General features: G+C 65.9%; 17 protein-coding genes. 9 read left to right on the plus strand and 8 right to left on the minus strand.

Annotation, left to right across the window (positions count from 1 at the left end; genetic code table 11):
* Positions 1-28 precede the first annotated feature (28 nt).
* Positions 29-952 (minus strand): energy transducer TonB, encoded by a 924-nt coding sequence (locus METUNV2_RS0117470; RefSeq protein WP_018230765.1) that lies wholly within the window; start codon positions 950-952, stop codon positions 29-31.
* 134 nt (positions 953-1,086) lie between these two features.
* Between METUNV2_RS0117470 and METUNV2_RS0117475 the strand changes: the two genes are divergently transcribed.
* Both METUNV2_RS0117475 and METUNV2_RS0117480 read left to right on the plus strand, forming a co-directional pair.
* On the plus strand, positions 1,087-1,911 hold the full coding sequence (locus tag METUNV2_RS0117475; protein ID WP_018230766.1) for an undecaprenyl-diphosphate phosphatase: 825 nt from the start codon (positions 1,087-1,089) through the stop codon (positions 1,909-1,911).
* Positions 1,911-2,495 (plus strand): YqiA/YcfP family alpha/beta fold hydrolase, encoded by a 585-nt coding sequence (locus tag METUNV2_RS0117480; RefSeq protein ID WP_018230767.1) that lies wholly within the window; start codon positions 1,911-1,913, stop codon positions 2,493-2,495. The genes METUNV2_RS0117475 and METUNV2_RS0117480 overlap by 1 nt, the downstream gene beginning before the upstream one ends.
* 18 nt (positions 2,496-2,513) lie before the next feature.
* Here METUNV2_RS0117480 and METUNV2_RS0117485 read toward each other — a convergent pair whose 3' ends face one another.
* A complete protein-coding gene (locus METUNV2_RS0117485; RefSeq protein ID WP_018230768.1) occupies positions 2,514-3,983 on the minus strand; it encodes a hypothetical protein in 1,470 nt (489 codons plus the stop codon).
* Positions 3,984-4,146: 163 nt separating this feature from the next.
* Between METUNV2_RS0117485 and METUNV2_RS0117490 the strand changes: the two genes are divergently transcribed.
* A complete protein-coding gene (locus tag METUNV2_RS0117490; protein WP_018230769.1) occupies positions 4,147-4,941 on the plus strand; it encodes a thymidylate synthase in 795 nt (264 codons plus the stop codon).
* Entirely contained in the window at positions 4,938-5,432 is a 495-nt protein-coding gene (locus tag METUNV2_RS0117495) for a dihydrofolate reductase (RefSeq protein ID WP_018230770.1), read from the plus strand. Before METUNV2_RS0117490 ends, METUNV2_RS0117495 begins: the two co-directional genes overlap by 4 nt.
* Before the next feature lie 85 nt (positions 5,433-5,517).
* Here METUNV2_RS0117495 and METUNV2_RS0117500 read toward each other — a convergent pair whose 3' ends face one another.
* The 5 genes from METUNV2_RS0117500 to METUNV2_RS0117520 form a co-directional block, all read right to left on the minus strand.
* The gene (locus METUNV2_RS0117500; RefSeq protein WP_018230771.1) at positions 5,518-7,770 is read right to left on the minus strand and encodes an arginine/lysine/ornithine decarboxylase; all 2,253 of its coding nucleotides are present in this window, start codon (positions 7,768-7,770) and stop codon (positions 5,518-5,520) included.
* Between the two features lie 161 nt (positions 7,771-7,931).
* Complete coding sequence (locus METUNV2_RS0117505; RefSeq protein WP_018230772.1) at positions 7,932-8,603, minus strand: PEP-CTERM sorting domain-containing protein; 672 nt, start codon at positions 8,601-8,603, stop codon at positions 7,932-7,934.
* 153 nt (positions 8,604-8,756) lie between these two features.
* Positions 8,757-9,323, minus strand: coding sequence for a dCTP deaminase (gene dcd, locus METUNV2_RS0117510; RefSeq protein WP_018230773.1), 567 nt, complete (start codon positions 9,321-9,323; stop codon positions 8,757-8,759).
* Between the two features lie 136 nt (positions 9,324-9,459).
* Positions 9,460-10,743: an NAD(P)/FAD-dependent oxidoreductase gene (locus tag METUNV2_RS0117515; protein ID WP_018230774.1), complete on the minus strand. Its 1,284-nt coding sequence runs from the start codon at positions 10,741-10,743 to the stop codon at positions 9,460-9,462.
* Positions 10,740-11,057 (minus strand): c-type cytochrome, encoded by a 318-nt coding sequence (locus METUNV2_RS0117520; RefSeq protein WP_018230775.1) that lies wholly within the window; start codon positions 11,055-11,057, stop codon positions 10,740-10,742. Before METUNV2_RS0117520 ends, METUNV2_RS0117515 begins: the two co-directional genes overlap by 4 nt.
* Between METUNV2_RS0117520 and METUNV2_RS19925 the strand changes: the two genes are divergently transcribed.
* Positions 11,056-11,268: a hypothetical protein gene (locus METUNV2_RS19925; protein WP_018230776.1), complete on the plus strand. Its 213-nt coding sequence runs from the start codon at positions 11,056-11,058 to the stop codon at positions 11,266-11,268. The genes METUNV2_RS0117520 and METUNV2_RS19925 overlap by 2 nt on opposite strands.
* A 91-nt stretch (positions 11,269-11,359) precedes the next feature.
* Positions 11,360-12,145, plus strand: coding sequence for a thiosulfate oxidation carrier complex protein SoxZ (soxZ, locus tag METUNV2_RS19410; protein ID WP_018230777.1), 786 nt, complete (start codon positions 11,360-11,362; stop codon positions 12,143-12,145).
* Positions 12,146-12,227: 82 nt separating this feature from the next.
* Here the strand turns inward: soxZ and apbC are convergent, their stop codons facing one another.
* Complete coding sequence (gene apbC / locus METUNV2_RS0117535) at positions 12,228-13,316, minus strand: iron-sulfur cluster carrier protein ApbC (RefSeq protein ID WP_018230778.1); 1,089 nt, start codon at positions 13,314-13,316, stop codon at positions 12,228-12,230.
* Positions 13,317-13,489: 173 nt separating this feature from the next.
* On the opposite strand from apbC, the gene metG reads away from it, so the two are divergent.
* From metG to METUNV2_RS0117550, 3 genes are all read left to right on the plus strand, one after another.
* Entirely contained in the window at positions 13,490-15,640 is a 2,151-nt protein-coding gene (gene metG / locus METUNV2_RS0117540; RefSeq protein ID WP_018230779.1) for a methionine--tRNA ligase, read from the plus strand.
* Between the two features lie 11 nt (positions 15,641-15,651).
* Positions 15,652-15,945 carry an acylphosphatase gene (locus METUNV2_RS0117545; protein ID WP_018230780.1) on the plus strand — a complete coding sequence of 98 codons (294 nt, stop codon included), beginning with the start codon at positions 15,652-15,654 and terminating at the stop codon, positions 15,943-15,945.
* Positions 15,946-16,091: 146 nt separating this feature from the next.
* Positions 16,092-16,538, plus strand: a complete 447-nt coding sequence (locus METUNV2_RS0117550; RefSeq protein WP_051081943.1) for a hypothetical protein — start codon at positions 16,092-16,094, stop codon at positions 16,536-16,538.
* The last annotated feature ends 263 nt before the right edge of the window (positions 16,539-16,801 follow it).

The following is a 16,801-nucleotide window of genomic DNA, read 5'->3' on the forward strand; positions in this document are numbered from 1 at the left end:
TCGGAAACGTGGGTGGGCGCGTGAGCGCTCAGTTTGATTCGACCAGATCGCCGCGCGCGAAGATGAGCGTGCGGGTGATGGACAGGATGTCGTATTCGCGCCGGATGTGGTCCGGGAAAGACGGATAGGGTGCGGCCATGCGCACGATGCGGATGGCCGCGTCGTCCAGCACCTTGTGGCCGGACGAGCGCTCCAGCGCGATCGAGGCGACCTCGCCGTCCTGGCGGATTTCGATCGTGAGCGTCACGTTGCCATACACCCTGCCGCGCGCGGCAGGCGGGTAGTTCAGGCTGCCGATGCGCTCGATCTTCTGCCGCCAGTCGTCGATGTAGCGCGCGAAGGCGTATTCCTGGGTACGGGTGAGTGCGTAGGCCTTGCGCGGCTTCTTGTTGTAGTCATCGACGTTGCGCGCGATCGCGGCCAGGTTTTTCGCGGTAGCGGCAGCGCTGGCGGCCAGTTCGTCTCCGGTCAGCGTCTTCTTCTGTTCAGGTGACGGATCCGGCTGTTCCAGCCGGTGCTCCTGCCGGTTCAGCGCCGGCCCTGACTTCAGTTCGGACAGCAGCTTCTGCTGCTGCGATTCCAGTTCCTGCACCCGGCGCTGGGTATCCACCAGCTGGTCGCCGGTCTTTTCGCGCGGGCTGACCGGCAGCGGCGTGCTGGCGCGGCGGTCCTGGTCCACCGTGCCGCCGCCGTCCAGATTGGCCTGGGCCAGCGCCTGCGGGTCGATCGGCTTCTGCTTGCTGCGGGCATTGACCAGGATGACTTCCAGCGCCTGGTCTTTCGCCTTCTGCTTCGGCTTCAGGTCAGGCGTGAAATGCAGGGCCAGCGCGAAGGCGTGCACCAGGATGGACAGCGCAATGCCCAGCGCCAGCGGAGGCACGCCGGCATCGGCCGGCGTATCGGCGGCCAGAGCGACGGCAGGGGTGCGGGCAACAGCGCGTTTCAGGAACATGGCGGCGGATTTTACAGGTGGCGGGTGAAATACCGCCGCCCGGTCGACAATTCGCGCGACAGGCGATGCGGGCTCTTCACCGTGCTCGCCTATACTCAGCCGCCTGTTCCGTCTTGCCGCACCGCACACAAACCATGGACCACCTGCTGCTGATCAAGGCCGTCATCCTCGGCATTCTGGAAGGCCTGACCGAATTCCTGCCGATTTCGAGTACCGGCCACCTCATCATCGCCGGCAGCCTGCTCGGCTACACCGACGACACCAGCCGGGTGTTCAAGATCGTGATCCAGCTCGCGGCCATCCTGGCCATCTGCTGGGAATACCGGCGCAAGATCGTCGACGTGGTGGGCGGCCTGGGCCGGGTGCCGGCGGCCAACCGCTTCGCGCTGCACGTGTTCATCGCCTTCCTGCCGGCGGCGGTGCTGGGCCTCATGTTCCACCGCATCATCAAGACCTATCTGTTCAACCCGCTCACGGTGGCCGGCGCGCTCATCGTCGGCGGCGTCATCATCCTGCTGATCGAGCGCCGCACCCATGTGCCGCGCTATGAAACCGCGGACGACCTGGACTGGCGCGCCGCGCTCAAGGTCGGTTTCGCGCAGTCGCTGGCCATGTTTCCGGGCGTGTCGCGCTCCGGTGCGACCATCATGGGCGGCCTGATGTTCGGGCTGTCGCGCCGTGCGGCGACCGAATTCAGCTTCTTCCTTGCCATCCCCACCATGTTCGCGGCCACGGTGTATGACGTGTACAAGAACTGGGCGCTGCTGCGGGTGGAAGACCTGCCGGTGTTCGCGGCCGGCTTCGTCGCCTCCTTCCTGGCCGCCTTCTTCAGCGTGCGCTGGCTGCTGCGCTACATCGCTAGCCACACCTTCGAGCTGTTCGCCTGGTACCGCATCGCCTTCGGCCTGTTCGTGCTGGCGAGCGCCTGGTTCGGCTGGGTGGACTGGGCTGACCACTGATGCAGAAGCTGTTCTACTTCCACGGTTTCCGCTCCGGCCCGCAGTCGGCCAAGGCACAGCAGCTGCGCGCCCGGCTGGCACGGCGCGGACAGGCCGATCTGCTGTGGTGCGAACAGCTGCCGCCAGCGCCGCAGGAAGCGATCGCGCTGATCGAATCGGCGCTGTGCCCGGCGCTGGAGGCCGGCTGCGAGGTATCGCTGGCCGGCTCGTCACTGGGCGGCTTCTATGCGCTGCATCTGGCGGAGAAGTACGGCCTGCGCGCCGCGCTGGTCAATCCGGCGGTGGTCGCGCCGCTGTCGCTGGGCGACTACATCGGCGAACACAGCCATATGTACACCGGCGAAACCTTCCACTTCGGGCAACAGGATGTCGATGCGCTGCGCGCGCTCGACGTGCCTGCGGTCACCCGGCCCGAGCGCTATCTGGTGCTGCTGGAAACCGGCGACGAAGTGCTGGACTGGTGGCAGGCGGTGCTGAGGCTGCGCGGCGCGAACATGGTGATCCGCGCCGGTGGCGATCACAGCCTGCAGTGCTTTGCCGACGAACTGACCCGCCTCTGCGACTTTTTGCTGCCGGAACGCTGACGCGAACCGGCGGCGCGCTCAGCGGAAGTCGCTGACGCGGAAGCGGGCGAGGTCGAAGTTGGAGCCGCGCTCGATCAGCTCGACCGGGTCCAGCCGCACATGACGGCCGTTGATCGATGCGTGCAGCGGGTATTCGGATGAATAGCCGGTGCCGTTGATGGCCAGGCGCACCACCGCGCCGCTCACCGGCTCGTCCAGCGCGACCGCCTCGCCGCTCTGCCGTTCGGAAAACACCTCCAGCGGGCGAGCGGTGGTCGACAGCGTTTCGATGCCCACGGTGCCGCGCGCATCGCGACCGCGCAGGTAGCGGCGCACCACACCGACCAGCCAGTTGTCGCCACCCGAGGGCTGCATGCCGACCAGAGAACCGACCCGCACCCATTCAGCGCTGGCGGTCGGTGCCGTGGCACCGATGCCGCCCAGGCTGGCGTCCGACATTTCCCAGCGGTAGATGACCGCCTCGTCGCGTGCACCGCGCAGCACGTGGTGCAGGTGCTTGATGCCGTTGGCCACTGCCAGCGCACCGCCCAGCGTATGCCGGCGGTACTGGCGGGTCGGCGGATCGAGCGCCCAGTTGGACGCCAGATGACGCAGAAGCCGGGACAGCGCGTCGCGCTCCGGCATGTCGTCGAGACTGAGCGAATCCGGCAGATCGCCGCCTTCAACCCGGCGCGCCAGCGCCAGCGCGGCATCGGCCGCGGCAATGCCGGAAAAGAAGCGGATGCCGTCGACCTGCTGTGGCGCACGCACCAGCCGCAGCGGCGGCGACGGCTGGTTGGCGTCCAGCCAGTGGGTGCTGCCGCGCTCTATGGTCGGCGACATCGAATAGCGGGCGGCGAAGTAGCCGGTCAGGTTTTCGGCCAGACGCACGCTGTCCGGCACCAGACCTTCGGGTGCGGCGACATGCAGCGCGATCAGCCGCAGGTATTCACGCTCGACCGAGGTAGGCACCTCGTCGGCGGCATTCACCACTTCACGCGATTCGGCGTTGGCCGCCTGCGCCAGCAGATAGGCCTGGCCGGCCACCTGCCACAGCCCGGCGTCGACCGGACCGTTGTGATAGACATCCCACTTGAAGCGCTGGCGGCAGGCACGCAGGGTGCGCGACGCCAGCCGCGACAGACCGCTCAGCACGGTGGCGTGGGCCGGATCAGCCAGATAGCGGTCGAGCGCGACTTCGTAGGCGGAGGACAGGATGGACCAGAAATCGCGGCCCGTGCGCCAGATCACGTCGCTGCCCTGAGGGTCGGCGGCGTAGGCCTGCTCCAGCTTGCGCAGATGCGGCTGGGCGCTGGAATCGAACTGGTAGAGCAGATTGACGTGGTGGGCGAGGTCGATATTGGCGGCTTCGCCCACCGATTCGACCCAGCCGGTCAGCTCGTTGACCGCCAGTTCCGGCTGGGCAGCAGCAATTTCGGCCAGCACGCGGCGAAGCTCGGCCGGATTGCCGAGCACGCTTGCCGGTGATGAAGAGAACACGCCGAACATACCTGCCACCTCTCCGCCGTCGGGGAAACCCCGACCGGACCGCTCAATACATGCATTATGGTCGCGCGGCGATCCGCTGCCGCCACGCACGGCTTCCAGCGCTCACCGCACAGTGATCTAGAATGCCGACCCTGTAGCGTAACGCGACTGCGCGAACTTTTCCATGAAGCAATATCTCGACCTCATGCGGCACGTGCTGGAACACGGCACCGAAAAGACCGACCGCACCGGCACCGGCACCCGTTCGGTGTTCGGCTGGCAGATGCGCTTCGATCTGTCGCAGGGCTTCCCTGTACTCACGACGAAGAAGCTGCACCTGCGCTCCATCATCGTCGAACTGCTGTGGTTCCTGCGCGGCGAAACCAATATCGCCTGGCTGAAGGAACGCGGCGTCAGCATCTGGGACGAATGGGCCGACGCCGACGGCAATCTCGGTCCGGTCTATGGCGCCCAGTGGCGCAGCTGGCCGGCGCCGGACGGCCGCCGCATCGACCAGATCACCGAACTGCTGGACGGCCTGCGCCGCAACCCGGATTCGCGCCGCCACATCGTGAGCGCCTGGAACCCGGCCGACATCCCTTCGATGAAGCTGCCGCCCTGCCACGCACTGTTCCAGTTCTACGTGGCGGACGGACGATTGTCGTGCCAGCTTTATCAGCGCAGCGCGGACATATTCCTCGGCGTGCCGTTCAACATCGCCAGCTATGCGCTGCTCACGATGATGATCGCCCAGGTGTGCGGGCTGAAGCCGGGCGATTTCGTCCATACGCTGGGCGACGCCCATCTGTATTCCAACCATCTGGAACAGGCCCGGCTGCAGCTGTCGCGCGAACCGCGGCCGCTGCCCACCATGTGGATCAATCCGGACGTGACCGATCTGTTCGCCTTCACGCCGGAGGATTTCCGGCTCGACGGCTACGATCCGTGGCCACACATCGCGGCCAAGGTGGCGGTATGAAGCTCGCGCTGATCGCCGCACTGGCGGCCAATCGCATGATAGGCCGCGACAACGGCATGCCCTGGCATCTGCCGGAAGACCTGAAGCGCTTCCGCGCGCTCACCATGGGCCACCCCATCATCATGGGCCGCAAGACCTGGGATTCGCTGGGCCGGCCGCTGCCGGGACGCACCAGCATCGTGGTGAGCCGGCAGGCGGATCTGGACATCGCCGGCGCGCACGTGGCGCCCTCGCTGGACGCGGCCATCGAGCGGGCGGCCACGGTCGAGGGCGGCGACGAAGCGTTCGTGATCGGCGGCGCCCAGCTGTACGCGCTGGCCCTGCCGCGGGTGGACCGTCTGCTGCTGACCGAAATCGCCGACGCCTTCGACGGCGACACGATGTTTCCGGATTTCGACCGCGCCGACTGGGTGGAAACCGCCCGGGAAGACGCGGTCAGTGCCGGCGGCCTGCGCTACGCCTTCGTCGATTACGCACGACGCGCAGCCTAGATCAGTCCCGTCCTCCGTTCCAGCCAGGGGCCGGGGACGATACGCTGCCTGCAGCCGGCTGCAGGCCTGATCCTGCGCCCCCGCCTCAGTCGCGCACGCAATCCACCGCGTAATCCAGTTCGTCGCCGTCGCCGGTGGCGACCAGCCCGTGGATGTCGGTTTCGAAACCCGGGAAGGCGCGGTTGAATTCGCGTGCGAAGAACAGGTAATTGACGATGGTGCGGTTGAATCGCTCGCCCGGAATGAGCAGCGGAATGCCCGGCGGATAGGGCGTCAGCAGCACGCTGGTGATGCGGCCTTCCAGTTCGTCGATGGCCACGCGGTCGATCTCGCGGTGGGCCATGCGCGCCCAGGCGTCGGCCGGCTTCATCGCCGGTTCCATCGGCGACAGATACATTTCGGTGGTCAGGCGCGCGATGTCGTGCTTCTTGTACATCTCGTGGATGCGCACGCACAGATCGCGCAGGCCGACCCGCTCGTAGCGCGGATGGGCGGCGACGAACTCAGGCATCACGCGCCACAGCGGCTGGTTGTTGTCGTAGTCGTCCTTGAACTGCTGCAGTTCGGTCACCATGGTGTTCCAGCGGCCCTTGGTGATGCCGATGGTGAACATGATGAAGAAGCTGTACAGGCCGGTCTTCTCGACGATGATGCCGTGCTCTGCCAGATAGCGGGTCAGGATGCCGGCCGGGATGCCCCAGTCGGCAAAATCGCCATCGACGTCCAGGCCCGGGGTGATGACCGTCGCCTTGATCGGATCCAGCATGTTGAAGCCGTCGGCCAGATCGCCGAAACCGTGCCAGCGTTCGCCGGCGCGCAGCGTCCAGTCCTCGCGGGTGCCCAGGCCTTCGTCGGCCAGATGGTCCGGCCCCCACACCTTGAACCACCAGTCAGCGCCGAATTCGGCATCGACCTTGCGCATGGCGCGACGGAATTCGACCGCTTCGGCCAGCGATTCCTCGACCAGCGCGGTGCCGCCCGGCGGCTCCATCATCGCCGCCGCCACGTCGCACGAGGCGATGATGGCGTACTGCGGGCTGGTCGAGGTGTGCATCAGATAGGCCTCGTTGAACACGTCGCGGTCGAGCGAACGGGTCTGCGAGTCCTGCACCAGAATCTGCGACGCCTGCGACAGGCCGGCCAGCAGCTTGTGGGTCGACTGGGTCGAGAAAATCATCGACTCCTTGCAGCGCGGCCGGCCTTCGCCGATCGCGTGGTAGTCGCCGTAAAAGTCGTGGAAGGCAGCGTGCGGCAGCCAGGCTTCGTCGAAGTGCAGCGTGTCGATCTCGCCATCCAGCACGTCCTTGATCGCCTCGACGTTGTACAGCACGCCGTCGTAGGTGGACTGGGTGATGGTGAGGATGCGCGGCTTCTTGTTGACCGCCTCGCGCGCGAACGGGTTGGCGTCGATCTTGGCGCGGATCACGTCCGGACTGAATTCGGACAGCGGGATCGGGCCGATGATGCCGTAGTGGTTGCGGGTCGGCGTCAGGAACACCGGAATCGCACCGGTCATGATGATGGAGTGCAGGATGGACTTGTGGCAGTTGCGGTCCACCACCACGATGTCGCCCGGCGCCACGGTCGAGTGCCACACCATCTTGTTCGAGGTGGAGGTGCCGTTGGTGACGAAATACAGGTGATCGGAATGGAAGATGCGCGCCGCATTGCGTTCCGACGCCGCCACCGGGCCGGTGTGGTCGAGCAGCTGGCCCAGTTCCTCGACCGCGTTGCACACGTCGGCACGCAGCATGTTCTCGCCGAAGAACTGGTGGAACATGCGGCCGACCGGGCTCTTCAGGAAGGCCACGCCGCCGGAGTGGCCCGGGCAGTGCCACGAGTAGGAGCCGTCCTGCGCGTAGTGGGTGAGCGCGCGGAAGAAAGGCGGCGGCAGCGAGTCCAGGTAGGCGCGCGCTTCGCGCACGATGTAGCGGGCCACGAATTCCGGCGTGTCCTCGAACATGTGGATGAAGCCGTGCAACTCGCGCAGGATGTCGTTCGGAATGTGGCGCGTGGTGCGCGTTTCGCCGTACAGGAAGATCGGGATGTCGGCGTTGCGGCGGCGGATTTCCGCAACGAAATTGCGCAGATTGGTCAGCACCGCCCGGATTTCAGCTTCACCGCCACTGCCGAATTCCTCGTCGTCGATCGACAGGATGAAGGTGGAGCCGCGACTCTGCTGCTGCGCGAACGAGGTCAGATCGCCGTAGCTGGTGACGCCCAGCACGCCAAGACCTTCCTTTTCGATCGCTTCGGCCAGGGCACGGATACCCAGACCGGAGGCGTTTTCCGAACGGAAGTCCTCGTCGATGATGATGACCGGAAACTCGAAGCGCATGGTGCCCAACCTTCAAAGTAAAAGAGGGCACCCCGACGCGGCGCCCCCGGACTGCAGCGGGGCTGCAGGCTTGAAGCGCGCGATGGTAACAGTTCGGTATTGCAAAACAATCGGGGCCGCACAAGGCGGCCCCGATTGTCTGAAACAGGGTCTGTCCGGCGTCAGGCGATGCGGCGGCGGGCGATGGCACCGACCACGGCCAGACCGGCCACCACCAGCGCCCACGACTCGGGTTCCGGCACCGCAGCTGCGATCGCGGCGTTGCTGGTCAGGAATTCGACGCGCACGCCGGTCGGGTTGCCGCCGTTCTGGGCGTTGTTGGTAACGTAGAAATCCAGCGTATTCAGGCCCGACACGAAACCGGCACTGGCGCCGAACGAGGTCGGGCTGGACAGATTCACACCGCTGGAAATGGTGTGACCGTTCAGCTGCACATAGCCCTGGTTGTCCGCCCACCAGCGGCCGGCGAACGACGCGGTGCCGGTGTCCTTGCCGGTCAGGTCGAAGCTGATCGACCACTTGTACAGGCCGTTGCTCGACGGGTCGTAGCTGTCTCCGGCGTTGGCGCTCGGCGTGAGCCAGGACGACGCCACATCGTTTTCCGCCCAGATCGGGAAGGGGAAGCCTTCACCGGTCGTCACCACGCCATAGCCGCCGGTACCGGTCGCGGTGCCGGTGACAACGGTGAAGCGGTAGTTGGTGTCCTGCTCGCCGGCGAAGAACACCTCGCCGGTGTTGTACAGGCCGTCGATCCAGGTGGTCGGGGCGGCGGCAGACGCCACGGCCGAAGCCAGGGCCAGACTGGAAGCAAGCAGCAGGTTCTTGATGTTCATCGTGGTGACTCCGCGCAATTCAGGAATGGAGCGAAGTCTAGGGACCGGCCCTGTCACCGGCCGTTCATAAAGTCACACCTGCGGCGGGTGCCTGCAAACGACTGTTACGGCGGACACCGCAACAGTGACTTATGCACGGCCGGACAGCGGGATTCAGATCTTGGGCAGCGTGACGCCGGTCTGGCCCTGGTACTTGCCACCGCGGTCGCGGTAGGAGGTTTCGCAGGGTTCGTCCGACTCGAAGAACAGCATCTGGGCCACGCCTTCGTTGGCGTAGATGCGGGCCGGCAGCGGCGTGGTGTTGGAAAACTCCAGCGTCACATGGCCTTCCCACTCCGGCTCCAGCGGCGTCACGTTCACGATGATGCCGCAGCGGGCATAGGTGCTCTTGCCCAGGCACACCACCAGCACGTTGCGCGGAATGCGGAAGTACTCGACCGTGCGTGCCAGCGCGAACGAGTTCGGCGGGATGATGCAGGACTCGGCATCCATCTCGACGAAGGAGTTCGGGTCGAAGGTCTTGGGGTCGACGATGGTGGAATTGATGTTGGTGAACACCTTGAATTCGGAGGCGCAGCGCACGTCATAGCCGTAGCTCGAGGTGCCGTAGGACACGATGCGGCGACCTTCGACATGGCGCACCTGACCCGGCTCGAACGGGTCGATCATGTGGTGCTCCTGCGCCATCCGGCGTATCCAGCGGTCGGACTTGATGCTCATCTGCGTGCCCTCGAATGCATGCCGGCCCCGGGGGAGGAGCCGCAAAAGGACGCAATTGTTGCAATTTCGGGCCGGAAAAGCACGCGGCCCGGGTGGCAGACGCCAGCCGGGCCGCGTGTTTCGCATCAGAACGCCATCAGGTCAGCATGTCTGCCCAGATGTTCTTCGCCCACGCCAGCCCGAACTGGCCTTCCAGTTCGTTCGGCGCGGCCGACACGCCGCCGGCACCCTTCACCGGCTGCACCAGCTTTGTCGCCGGGTCGTAGGCATGCACCGACGCCACGTGGATCACGTTCTTCGCATCGACGAAGCTGTAGCAGGTGTTCATCACCAGCGGCGCGTCCGACGGCGGCAGACCGGCCTGCAGGTTCACGATGGCCGCCGCCGCCAGCTTGGCGTGCTGGTTGGCCATGTGGCCCGACTTCGGCATCGTCGGTGCCGGAAAGATGGCGTCGCCCAGCACATGGATGTTCGGCGTGCTGGTCGAACCCATGGTGAGCCAGTCGATCTCCACCCAGCGGCCGTTCACCAGCTTCAGGCCGGACTTGGCGGCGATGTCGCCGGCGCGCTGTGCCGGCACCACGTTCAGCACGTCGGCCTTCACCTTGTCGAATTCCAGGATGGCGGTGCGGTTCTTCGCATCGACATCGCGCAGCTCGCTCTGCGGCCGGTACTCGATGATGCCCTTGTACTGTTCGTTGAACACCTTGGTGAACAGGCCCTTCTTGGACACGATTTCGTCGTTCGCATCCAGCACCAGCACCTTGGACTTCGGCTTCTTCGTCTTGAAGTAGTGCGCCACCATGCACGCGCGCTCGTACGGTCCGGGCGGGCAGCGGTAGGGTGCTTTCGGGATGGTCAGCGCGTACACGCCGCCGTCCGGCATCGCTTCCAGCTGCCGGCGCAGCGCCACCGTCTGCGGGCCGGCCTTCCAGGCGTGCAGGATGTCCTGCTGCGCCGCGGCCGAATTCAGGCCGGGCAGCGTGTCGTACATGAAGTCCACGCCGGGCGACAGCACCAGACGGTCATAGGCCAAATCGCCGCCCTTGGCCAGCCGGACAACCCGCTTGTCGGCGTCGACCGCGACCACCTCGTCCTGCACCACCTTGATGCCGTACTTCGCCAGGCCCTCGTAGCCGATGGTGATGTCCGACAGCTGCTTCTCGCCAGCCAGCACCAGATTGGAGATCGGGCAGGACACGAAGGCCGCATTGCGCTCGACCAGCGTGACCTTGATGCCGCCATTGCTCCACATCGAAATGTACTTGGCCACGGTGGCGCCGCCAAAGCCACCGCCCACCACCACCACATGACCCTTGCCCTTGCCTGCACCGGCGCAACCGTACAGCGCGGCCATGGCCGATACGCCGAGCGCGCCCTGGATGAAACCGCGGCGTCCGAAATCGGTGTGCTGACTCATTTGGCACCTCCTGCCGGCTTGATCGCCGCGAAATAGCCGGCGATCAGGTCCAGCTGCTCGTCGGTATAGCCCTTGGAAATCTGATGCATGATGGTGGCCGGCTTGTCGCCGCTGCGGAAGGCTGTCAGGCTGGCCAGCAGCTTGTCCTTCGGCTCACCGGCCAGAACAGCCATGCCGCCGGCGCTGCGGCCGTCGGTGCCATGGCAGTTGGCGCAGGTGGCCGCGAGATTGCGGGCAAGATGGGGGTCGGCAGCCTGGGCGGCCGCCGACAGCAACAGGGCAAGGACGCCGGCCAGCGGCGCGATTCTTCTCATGGAATTTCTCCTGGTCTCCGGGATCGGCGGGACGCAGCCGGACGGCATGTCCCGCAACACTTCACACGCTATTAAAAAAACGGCCTTCGCTCAAATAACCGATGGTTCATTGCTTATCCGGAGAACGGATAAGGCTGAAAAAGTCCCGGCGCGGAACCTGTTGCGCGGCCAGCGACCCCAACTTGTCAGGCAGGCGCAGGCAGGGTATTGATGCGCCCCTCACGGTGCAGCGAATCGCGCGCAGTCGCGCCCTCGGCACCCTCCGACTTCATTGCCTTTAACGTCCGAATCCAGAACCGATCATGCAACGCAGACAGTTCATCACCGCCGGCAGCAGCCTGCTGCTGGCTTCCTTCCTGCCGCTGCACGCCTTCGCAAACCCGCAGCCGCGCCCGGCCTTTGCCGCCACCACGCTGGACGAGGCGCTGAAGGCGCTGGGCGCCGACAGGGCCACCGCGACTCGCGACATCCAGATCACTGCCCCCGACGTGGCGGAGGACGGCTCGGTGGTGCCGCTTGCGGTGCAGAGCGGGCTGGCGGGCACCGAAGCGCTGTCGATACTGGTCGAGAAGAACCGCACCCAGCTGATCGCGCGCTTCACGCTGCCCGAAGGCACGCAGGCCAACATCAACACCCGCATCAAGATGTCGGAAGGCTCGCGGGTACTGGGCGTCGCGCACACGAAGGCCGGCGTTTTCAGCGCCGCGCGCGAAGTGAAAGTAACCCAGGGCGGCTGCGGCCCGGGCGACCCGTCGGGTCGCGCGCCGGACGGCGCGGCGCCTCAGCCCACCCGCATCCGCGCCACGGTGACCGGCGGCGAAACCGAAGTGAGGGTGCTGATGAGTCACGACATGGAAACCGGCCAGCGACGCGACGCAGCCGGCGCGCTGGTGCCGGCGCACTACATCACCGACGTGCGCATCACCCACAACGGTCGTGACGTGCTGGTCGCCCAGTTCGGCACCGGCGTGTCGCGCAACCCCTTCCTGCACTTCCGTTTCAAGGGCGGCGCCAAGGGCGACAAGCTGCGCGTGGACTGGACCGACAACAAGGGCCGCACCCGCAGCGACGAAGCCGCGCTGGGCTGAAATGACACGGCCCGCTGCGTGAGCAGCGGGCCGTGGGTCGAGCTGGAAGCAGTTCGGGCGACGCGCGCATCGCCCGCCTGCGTCAGGTGTTCTGCACCACGATGCTCGGGAACTTGGCCGTCATGTCCTTCGCCTTGTCGGCGATCTTCACGGCTACCTTGCGCGCGATGTCGCGGTAGATTTCGGCCACACGGCCGTCCGGGTCAGACACCACGGTCGGCTTGCCGGCGTCGGCCTGTTCGCGGATCTGCATCGCCAGCGGCAGCGAACCGAGCACGTCGAGGTCGTAGTCAGCCGCCATGCGCGCGCCGCCGCCTTCGCCGAAAATGTGCTCTTCGTGGCCGCACTTCGAACAGGTGTGCAGGCTCATGTTCTCGACCACGCCGAGGATGGGGATGCCCACCTTCTCGAACATCTTCAGGCCCTTGCGCGCATCCAGCAGCGCGATGTCCTGCGGCGTGGTGATGATGACCGCACCGGTCACCGGCACCTTCTGCGCCAGCGTGAGCTGGATGTCGCCGGTGCCCGGCGGCATGTCGATCACCAGGTAATCCACGTCGTCCCAGCGGGTTTCGGTCAGCAGCTGTTCCAGCGCCGAGGTCACCATCGGGCCGCGCCACACCATGGGGGTTTCGACGTCGATCAGGAAACCGATCGACATGGCCTGGATGCCATAGGCGGTCATCGGCGACAGCGACTTGCCGTCCGGCGATTCCGGGCGGCCGGTGATGCCCAGCATCTGCGGCTGCGACGGGCCGTAGATGTCGGCATCGAGCAGACCCACGGTGGCGCCTTCGGCCGCCAGCGCCAGCGCGAGGTTCACCGCTGTGGTGCTCTTGCCGACGCCGCCCTTGCCGGAGGCGACCGCGATGATGTTCTTCACGCCGGGCAGCAGCTTCACGCCGCGCTGCACCGCGTGCGACACGATCTTCTGGCTGACGCTGACGCTCACGTTGCCCACGCCCGGGATGGCGCGCAGGCGGGCGATCGCCAGCCGGCGCAGGTGATCCATCTGGCTTTTCGCCGGGTAGCCCAGCTCGATGTCCACCGACACGTCGGCGCCGTCGATGCGGATGTTCTTCGCGCTGCGGCTGGTCACGAAATCCTTGCCGGTATTCGGATCGATCAGTTCCTTGAGGGCGCTCTGGACCTGGGCTTCGGTGAGGGACATAAGGACGACTCCATCTGCGCGGGATTCCGCCGCCGCGCCTCGTGCGCCGCTGCCACGGAAATACCCGATCAATTTACTAAAGTATAACCGATCACCCCGGCCGCCGTGGCGCCAGCGCGCGGGGACAGTAGAATTGCGGGTTTTCCGCTCTGGCCGCTTCGTCGCCCGTCACCATGTCCCGCCGCCGTCTGCTCGTCACCAGCGCCCTGCCCTACGCCAATGGCGCCATCCACCTCGGCCATCTGGTCGAATACATCCAGACCGACATCTGGGTGCGCTTCCAGCGCATGCGCGGCCACGAGGTGCATTACGTCGGCGCCGACGACCAGCACGGCACGCCCATCATGCTGCGCGCCGAGAAGGAAGGCATCACGCCGCGCCAGCTGGTCGAACGCGTGCTGCACGAACACGCGCGCGACTTCTTCGGCGGCCTCGCCGTGCAGCAGGCCTGGAAGAAGGGCGAAGGCGAACTGGGCGGCTTCCTGGTCAGTTTCGACAACTATCACGAGACCGATTCGGACGAGAACCGCGCCTTCTGCGAAGACATCTACGGCAAGCTGAAGGCCGGCGACCTGATCGCCCAGCGCTCGGTCGAGCAGTTCTACGACCCGGTGAAGGACATGTTCCTGCCCGACCGCTTCATCAAGGGCGAGTGCCCGAAGTGTTCGGCCAAGGACCAGTACGGCGACTCGTGCGAAGTGTGCGGCGCCACCTATGCACCGACCGAACTGAAAAACGCCTATTCGGTGGTGTCCGGCGCAGCGCCCGAACGTCGCTCCAGCGAACACTATTTCTTCCGGCTGTCGGCGCCGCAGTGCGAAAGCTTCCTGCGCGACTTCACCCAGGGCTCGAACCGGCTGCAGCCGGAAGCGGCCAACAAGATGAAGGAATGGCTGGGCGAGCCGGGCGACAACCGGCTGTCGGACTGGGACATTTCGCGCGACGCGCCCTACTTCGGTTTCCGCATCCCGGGCACCGACAACAAGTTCTTCTACGTCTGGCTGGATGCGCCGGTCGGCTATTTCGGCAGCTTCCGCAACTACGTGGCGAAGCGGAAGACGCTGGGCCATGACATCGACGAGGCCGACTTCCTCGACGCCGCGCGTGCGAAGGCAGCCGGCACCGAAATGGTCCATTTCATCGGCAAGGACATCCTGTACTTCCACGCGCTGTTCTGGCCGGCCATGCTGGAGCACTCGGGCTACCGCACGCCGACCCAGATCAACGCGCACGGCTTCCTGACCGTCAATGGCGAGAAGATGAGCAAGAGCCGCGGCACCTTCATCACCGCGCAGAGCTACCTCGACCTCGGCCTGAATCCGGAATGGCTGCGTTACTACTACGCCGCCAAGCTGAATGGTTCGATGGAAGACATCGACCTGAACCTCGACGACTTCGTCGCGCGGGTGAATTCCGATCTGGTCGGCAAATACATCAACATCGCCAGCCGCTGCGCCGGTTTCATCACCAAGCGTTTCGCCGGCACGCTGTCGGCGCCGGCCGTGCCCTTCCACTGGCACGAAGTGTCCATCCGCGATGCCTACGAATCGCGCGACTACGCCCGTGCGCTGCGCGAGGTGATGGCCTGCGCCGATCAGGCCAATGTGTTCGTGAACGACCACGCCCCGTGGGTGCTGGCCAAGCAGGAGGGCCAGGACGAAAAGCTGCAGTCGGTGTGCAGCACCGCGCTCGAACTGTTCCGCCAGCTGTCGGTGCTGCTCAAACCGGTGCTGCCGCACCTGGTGGCCGAGGTCGAGCGCTTCCTGAACATCGCGCCGCTGGGCTGGGACGACTTCGGCCGCACGCTGACCGCCGGCCACACGATCAACGAATACAAGCACCTGATGACCCGCGTCGACCCGAAACAGGTGGTCGCACTGGTCGATGCCAACAAGGAATCCCTGGTGAGCACTCAAGCCCCCGCTACCGCGCCGGCCAAGACCGAAGCCCCGAAAAAGGCCGAAGCGCCGACCGCCGACACCGGCGCCCACATCTCCATCGACGATTTCTCCAAGGTCGAGCTGCGCATCGCGAAAATCGTTGCTGCCGACCACGTCGAGGGCGCGGACAAGCTGCTGCGCCTGCAGCTGGACATCGGCGAAGAAAAGCCCCGTCAGGTGTTCGCCGGCATCAAGTCGGCCTACGACCCGACGTTGCTGGTCGGCCGTCTGACCGTGATGGTGGCCAACCTCGCGCCGCGCAAGATGAAGTTCGGCATGTCGGAAGGCATGGTGCTGGCCGCCTCCGACGACAGGGGCGAAGTGCCCGGCCTGTTCATCCTGTCGCCGGATTCCGGCGCCCAGCCGGGCATGCGGATCAAGTAAGCGACCCACCGATGGACGAGCACGAGATCGAAGCCCTGCACTTCGCCATCCACGGCCGGGTGCAGGGCGTGTATTTCCGCGCGTCCATGGTGGCCGAAGCACAGCGTCTCGGCCTGACCGGCTGGGTGCGCAACCGGCACGACGGTTCGGTCGAAGCCTATGCCTGCGGCAAGCCGGCCGCGCTCGACGCGCTGGTGGTCTGGGCGGAAAGCGGACCGCCGGCCGCACGCGTCGACGAATGTGTCCTGTCGCCGGCAGAAGCTGACCCCGCACTGCACGACTTCACGCAAGCCGCGACAGCCTGAGCTTTCACGGCCATCATGGCCGGCAGACCCGCGCCAGATGGTGCACTGCCGCCATGGCAGCGCGTCATGACTTCCTCCCGCCATCGTTCTAGCGTCCACATCAGGCGCGCACATGGACGCGACCCACACATGTGGAGGAGACAACCATGCTGCCAACGGAGGAAGCGTGTTTCCGCGCTGTGTTGCGCGCCTGCCAGGATCACGCCGACGCGATGCTCGCGTGCGGCACCCCGCCCCGCCCGACCGCGCTGGTCACCCGGCTCGACCACGGGCGCATCGTCGATGCCGCGCTGGCGCGCATGGACATGCTGGATGAAGCGTCGGTGGTGCGCTTCGTGCAGGAAACCATCACCGACCCCGAGGTGGACGTGATCGGCCTGAGCTGCGTGCTGCGGCTGGCCGAATTCGACGACGACGCACCGGCGGCACCGCCGGTCACGCGCGACGTGGTGGTGATCTATCTGGTGTCCCGCGAGCGCGAGACCTGGGTCGCGAATGACATCGACAGCGCCGCCCGCCGGCTGGTCCGCGGCACGCTGGACATGAGCCGCGGCAGCAATACCTTCATTGCAGCCCCCGCGCTGATCCACTGAAGGCGCGGCTTTCGTCGTGTGCCACCCGGCGGCGGGTGCCCATCCGCCCTGCATGTCGTCTAACGACGCTGTAGAAATACCCCATCTCGGGGCAAGCGGTTGCTACCGGCCTTAGACGGTCCGAAGTCGTTCATCCTCATTTCAGCTCCGCAATCTTCGTTTCATCGTCGTCTCCTGACCTCAGCCGTGGCCCTTGATCGGCGCAATGCCGGCGTCGTGGCCCGACCGCGAGCTTACCTAATTTGCGTAGCCGTGGTGCCCGA

This window comes from Methyloversatilis universalis EHg5 (assembly GCF_000378945.1).
Classification (GTDB): domain Bacteria; phylum Pseudomonadota; class Gammaproteobacteria; order Burkholderiales; family Rhodocyclaceae; genus Methyloversatilis; species Methyloversatilis universalis_A.

What these genes read in the sequence shown, in the direction of transcription:
- METUNV2_RS0117490 (WP_018230769.1), top strand. Translation starts at nt 4,147, where the DNA reads ATGAAGCAATATCTCGACCTCATGCGGCACGTGCTGGAACACGGCACC.
- METUNV2_RS0117475 (WP_018230766.1), top strand. Translation starts at nt 1,087, where the DNA reads ATGGACCACCTGCTGCTGATCAAGGCCGTCATCCTCGGCATTCTGGAA.
- METUNV2_RS0117520 (WP_018230775.1), bottom strand. Translation starts at nt 11,057, where the DNA reads ATGAGAAGAATCGCGCCGCTGGCCGGCGTCCTTGCCCTGTTGCTGTCG.
- METUNV2_RS0117500 (WP_018230771.1), bottom strand. Translation starts at nt 7,770, where the DNA reads ATGCGCTTCGAGTTTCCGGTCATCATCATCGACGAGGACTTCCGTTCG.
- dcd (WP_018230773.1), bottom strand. Translation starts at nt 9,323, where the DNA reads ATGAGCATCAAGTCCGACCGCTGGATACGCCGGATGGCGCAGGAGCAC.
- METUNV2_RS19925 (WP_018230776.1), top strand. Translation starts at nt 11,056, where the DNA reads ATGGAATTTCTCCTGGTCTCCGGGATCGGCGGGACGCAGCCGGACGGC.
- METUNV2_RS0117480 (WP_018230767.1), top strand. Translation starts at nt 1,911, where the DNA reads ATGCAGAAGCTGTTCTACTTCCACGGTTTCCGCTCCGGCCCGCAGTCG.
- METUNV2_RS0117505 (WP_018230772.1), bottom strand. Translation starts at nt 8,603, where the DNA reads ATGAACATCAAGAACCTGCTGCTTGCTTCCAGTCTGGCCCTGGCTTCG.
- METUNV2_RS0117495 (WP_018230770.1), top strand. Translation starts at nt 4,938, where the DNA reads ATGAAGCTCGCGCTGATCGCCGCACTGGCGGCCAATCGCATGATAGGC.
- METUNV2_RS0117545 (WP_018230780.1), top strand. Translation starts at nt 15,652, where the DNA reads ATGGACGAGCACGAGATCGAAGCCCTGCACTTCGCCATCCACGGCCGG.
- METUNV2_RS0117515 (WP_018230774.1), bottom strand. Translation starts at nt 10,743, where the DNA reads ATGAGTCAGCACACCGATTTCGGACGCCGCGGTTTCATCCAGGGCGCG.
- metG (WP_018230779.1), top strand. Translation starts at nt 13,490, where the DNA reads ATGTCCCGCCGCCGTCTGCTCGTCACCAGCGCCCTGCCCTACGCCAAT.
- METUNV2_RS0117470 (WP_018230765.1), bottom strand. Translation starts at nt 952, where the DNA reads ATGTTCCTGAAACGCGCTGTTGCCCGCACCCCTGCCGTCGCTCTGGCC.
- apbC (WP_018230778.1), bottom strand. Translation starts at nt 13,316, where the DNA reads ATGTCCCTCACCGAAGCCCAGGTCCAGAGCGCCCTCAAGGAACTGATC.
- METUNV2_RS0117485 (WP_018230768.1), bottom strand. Translation starts at nt 3,983, where the DNA reads ATGTTCGGCGTGTTCTCTTCATCACCGGCAAGCGTGCTCGGCAATCCG.
- METUNV2_RS0117550 (WP_051081943.1), top strand. Translation starts at nt 16,092, where the DNA reads ATGCTGCCAACGGAGGAAGCGTGTTTCCGCGCTGTGTTGCGCGCCTGC.
- soxZ (WP_018230777.1), top strand. Translation starts at nt 11,360, where the DNA reads ATGCAACGCAGACAGTTCATCACCGCCGGCAGCAGCCTGCTGCTGGCT.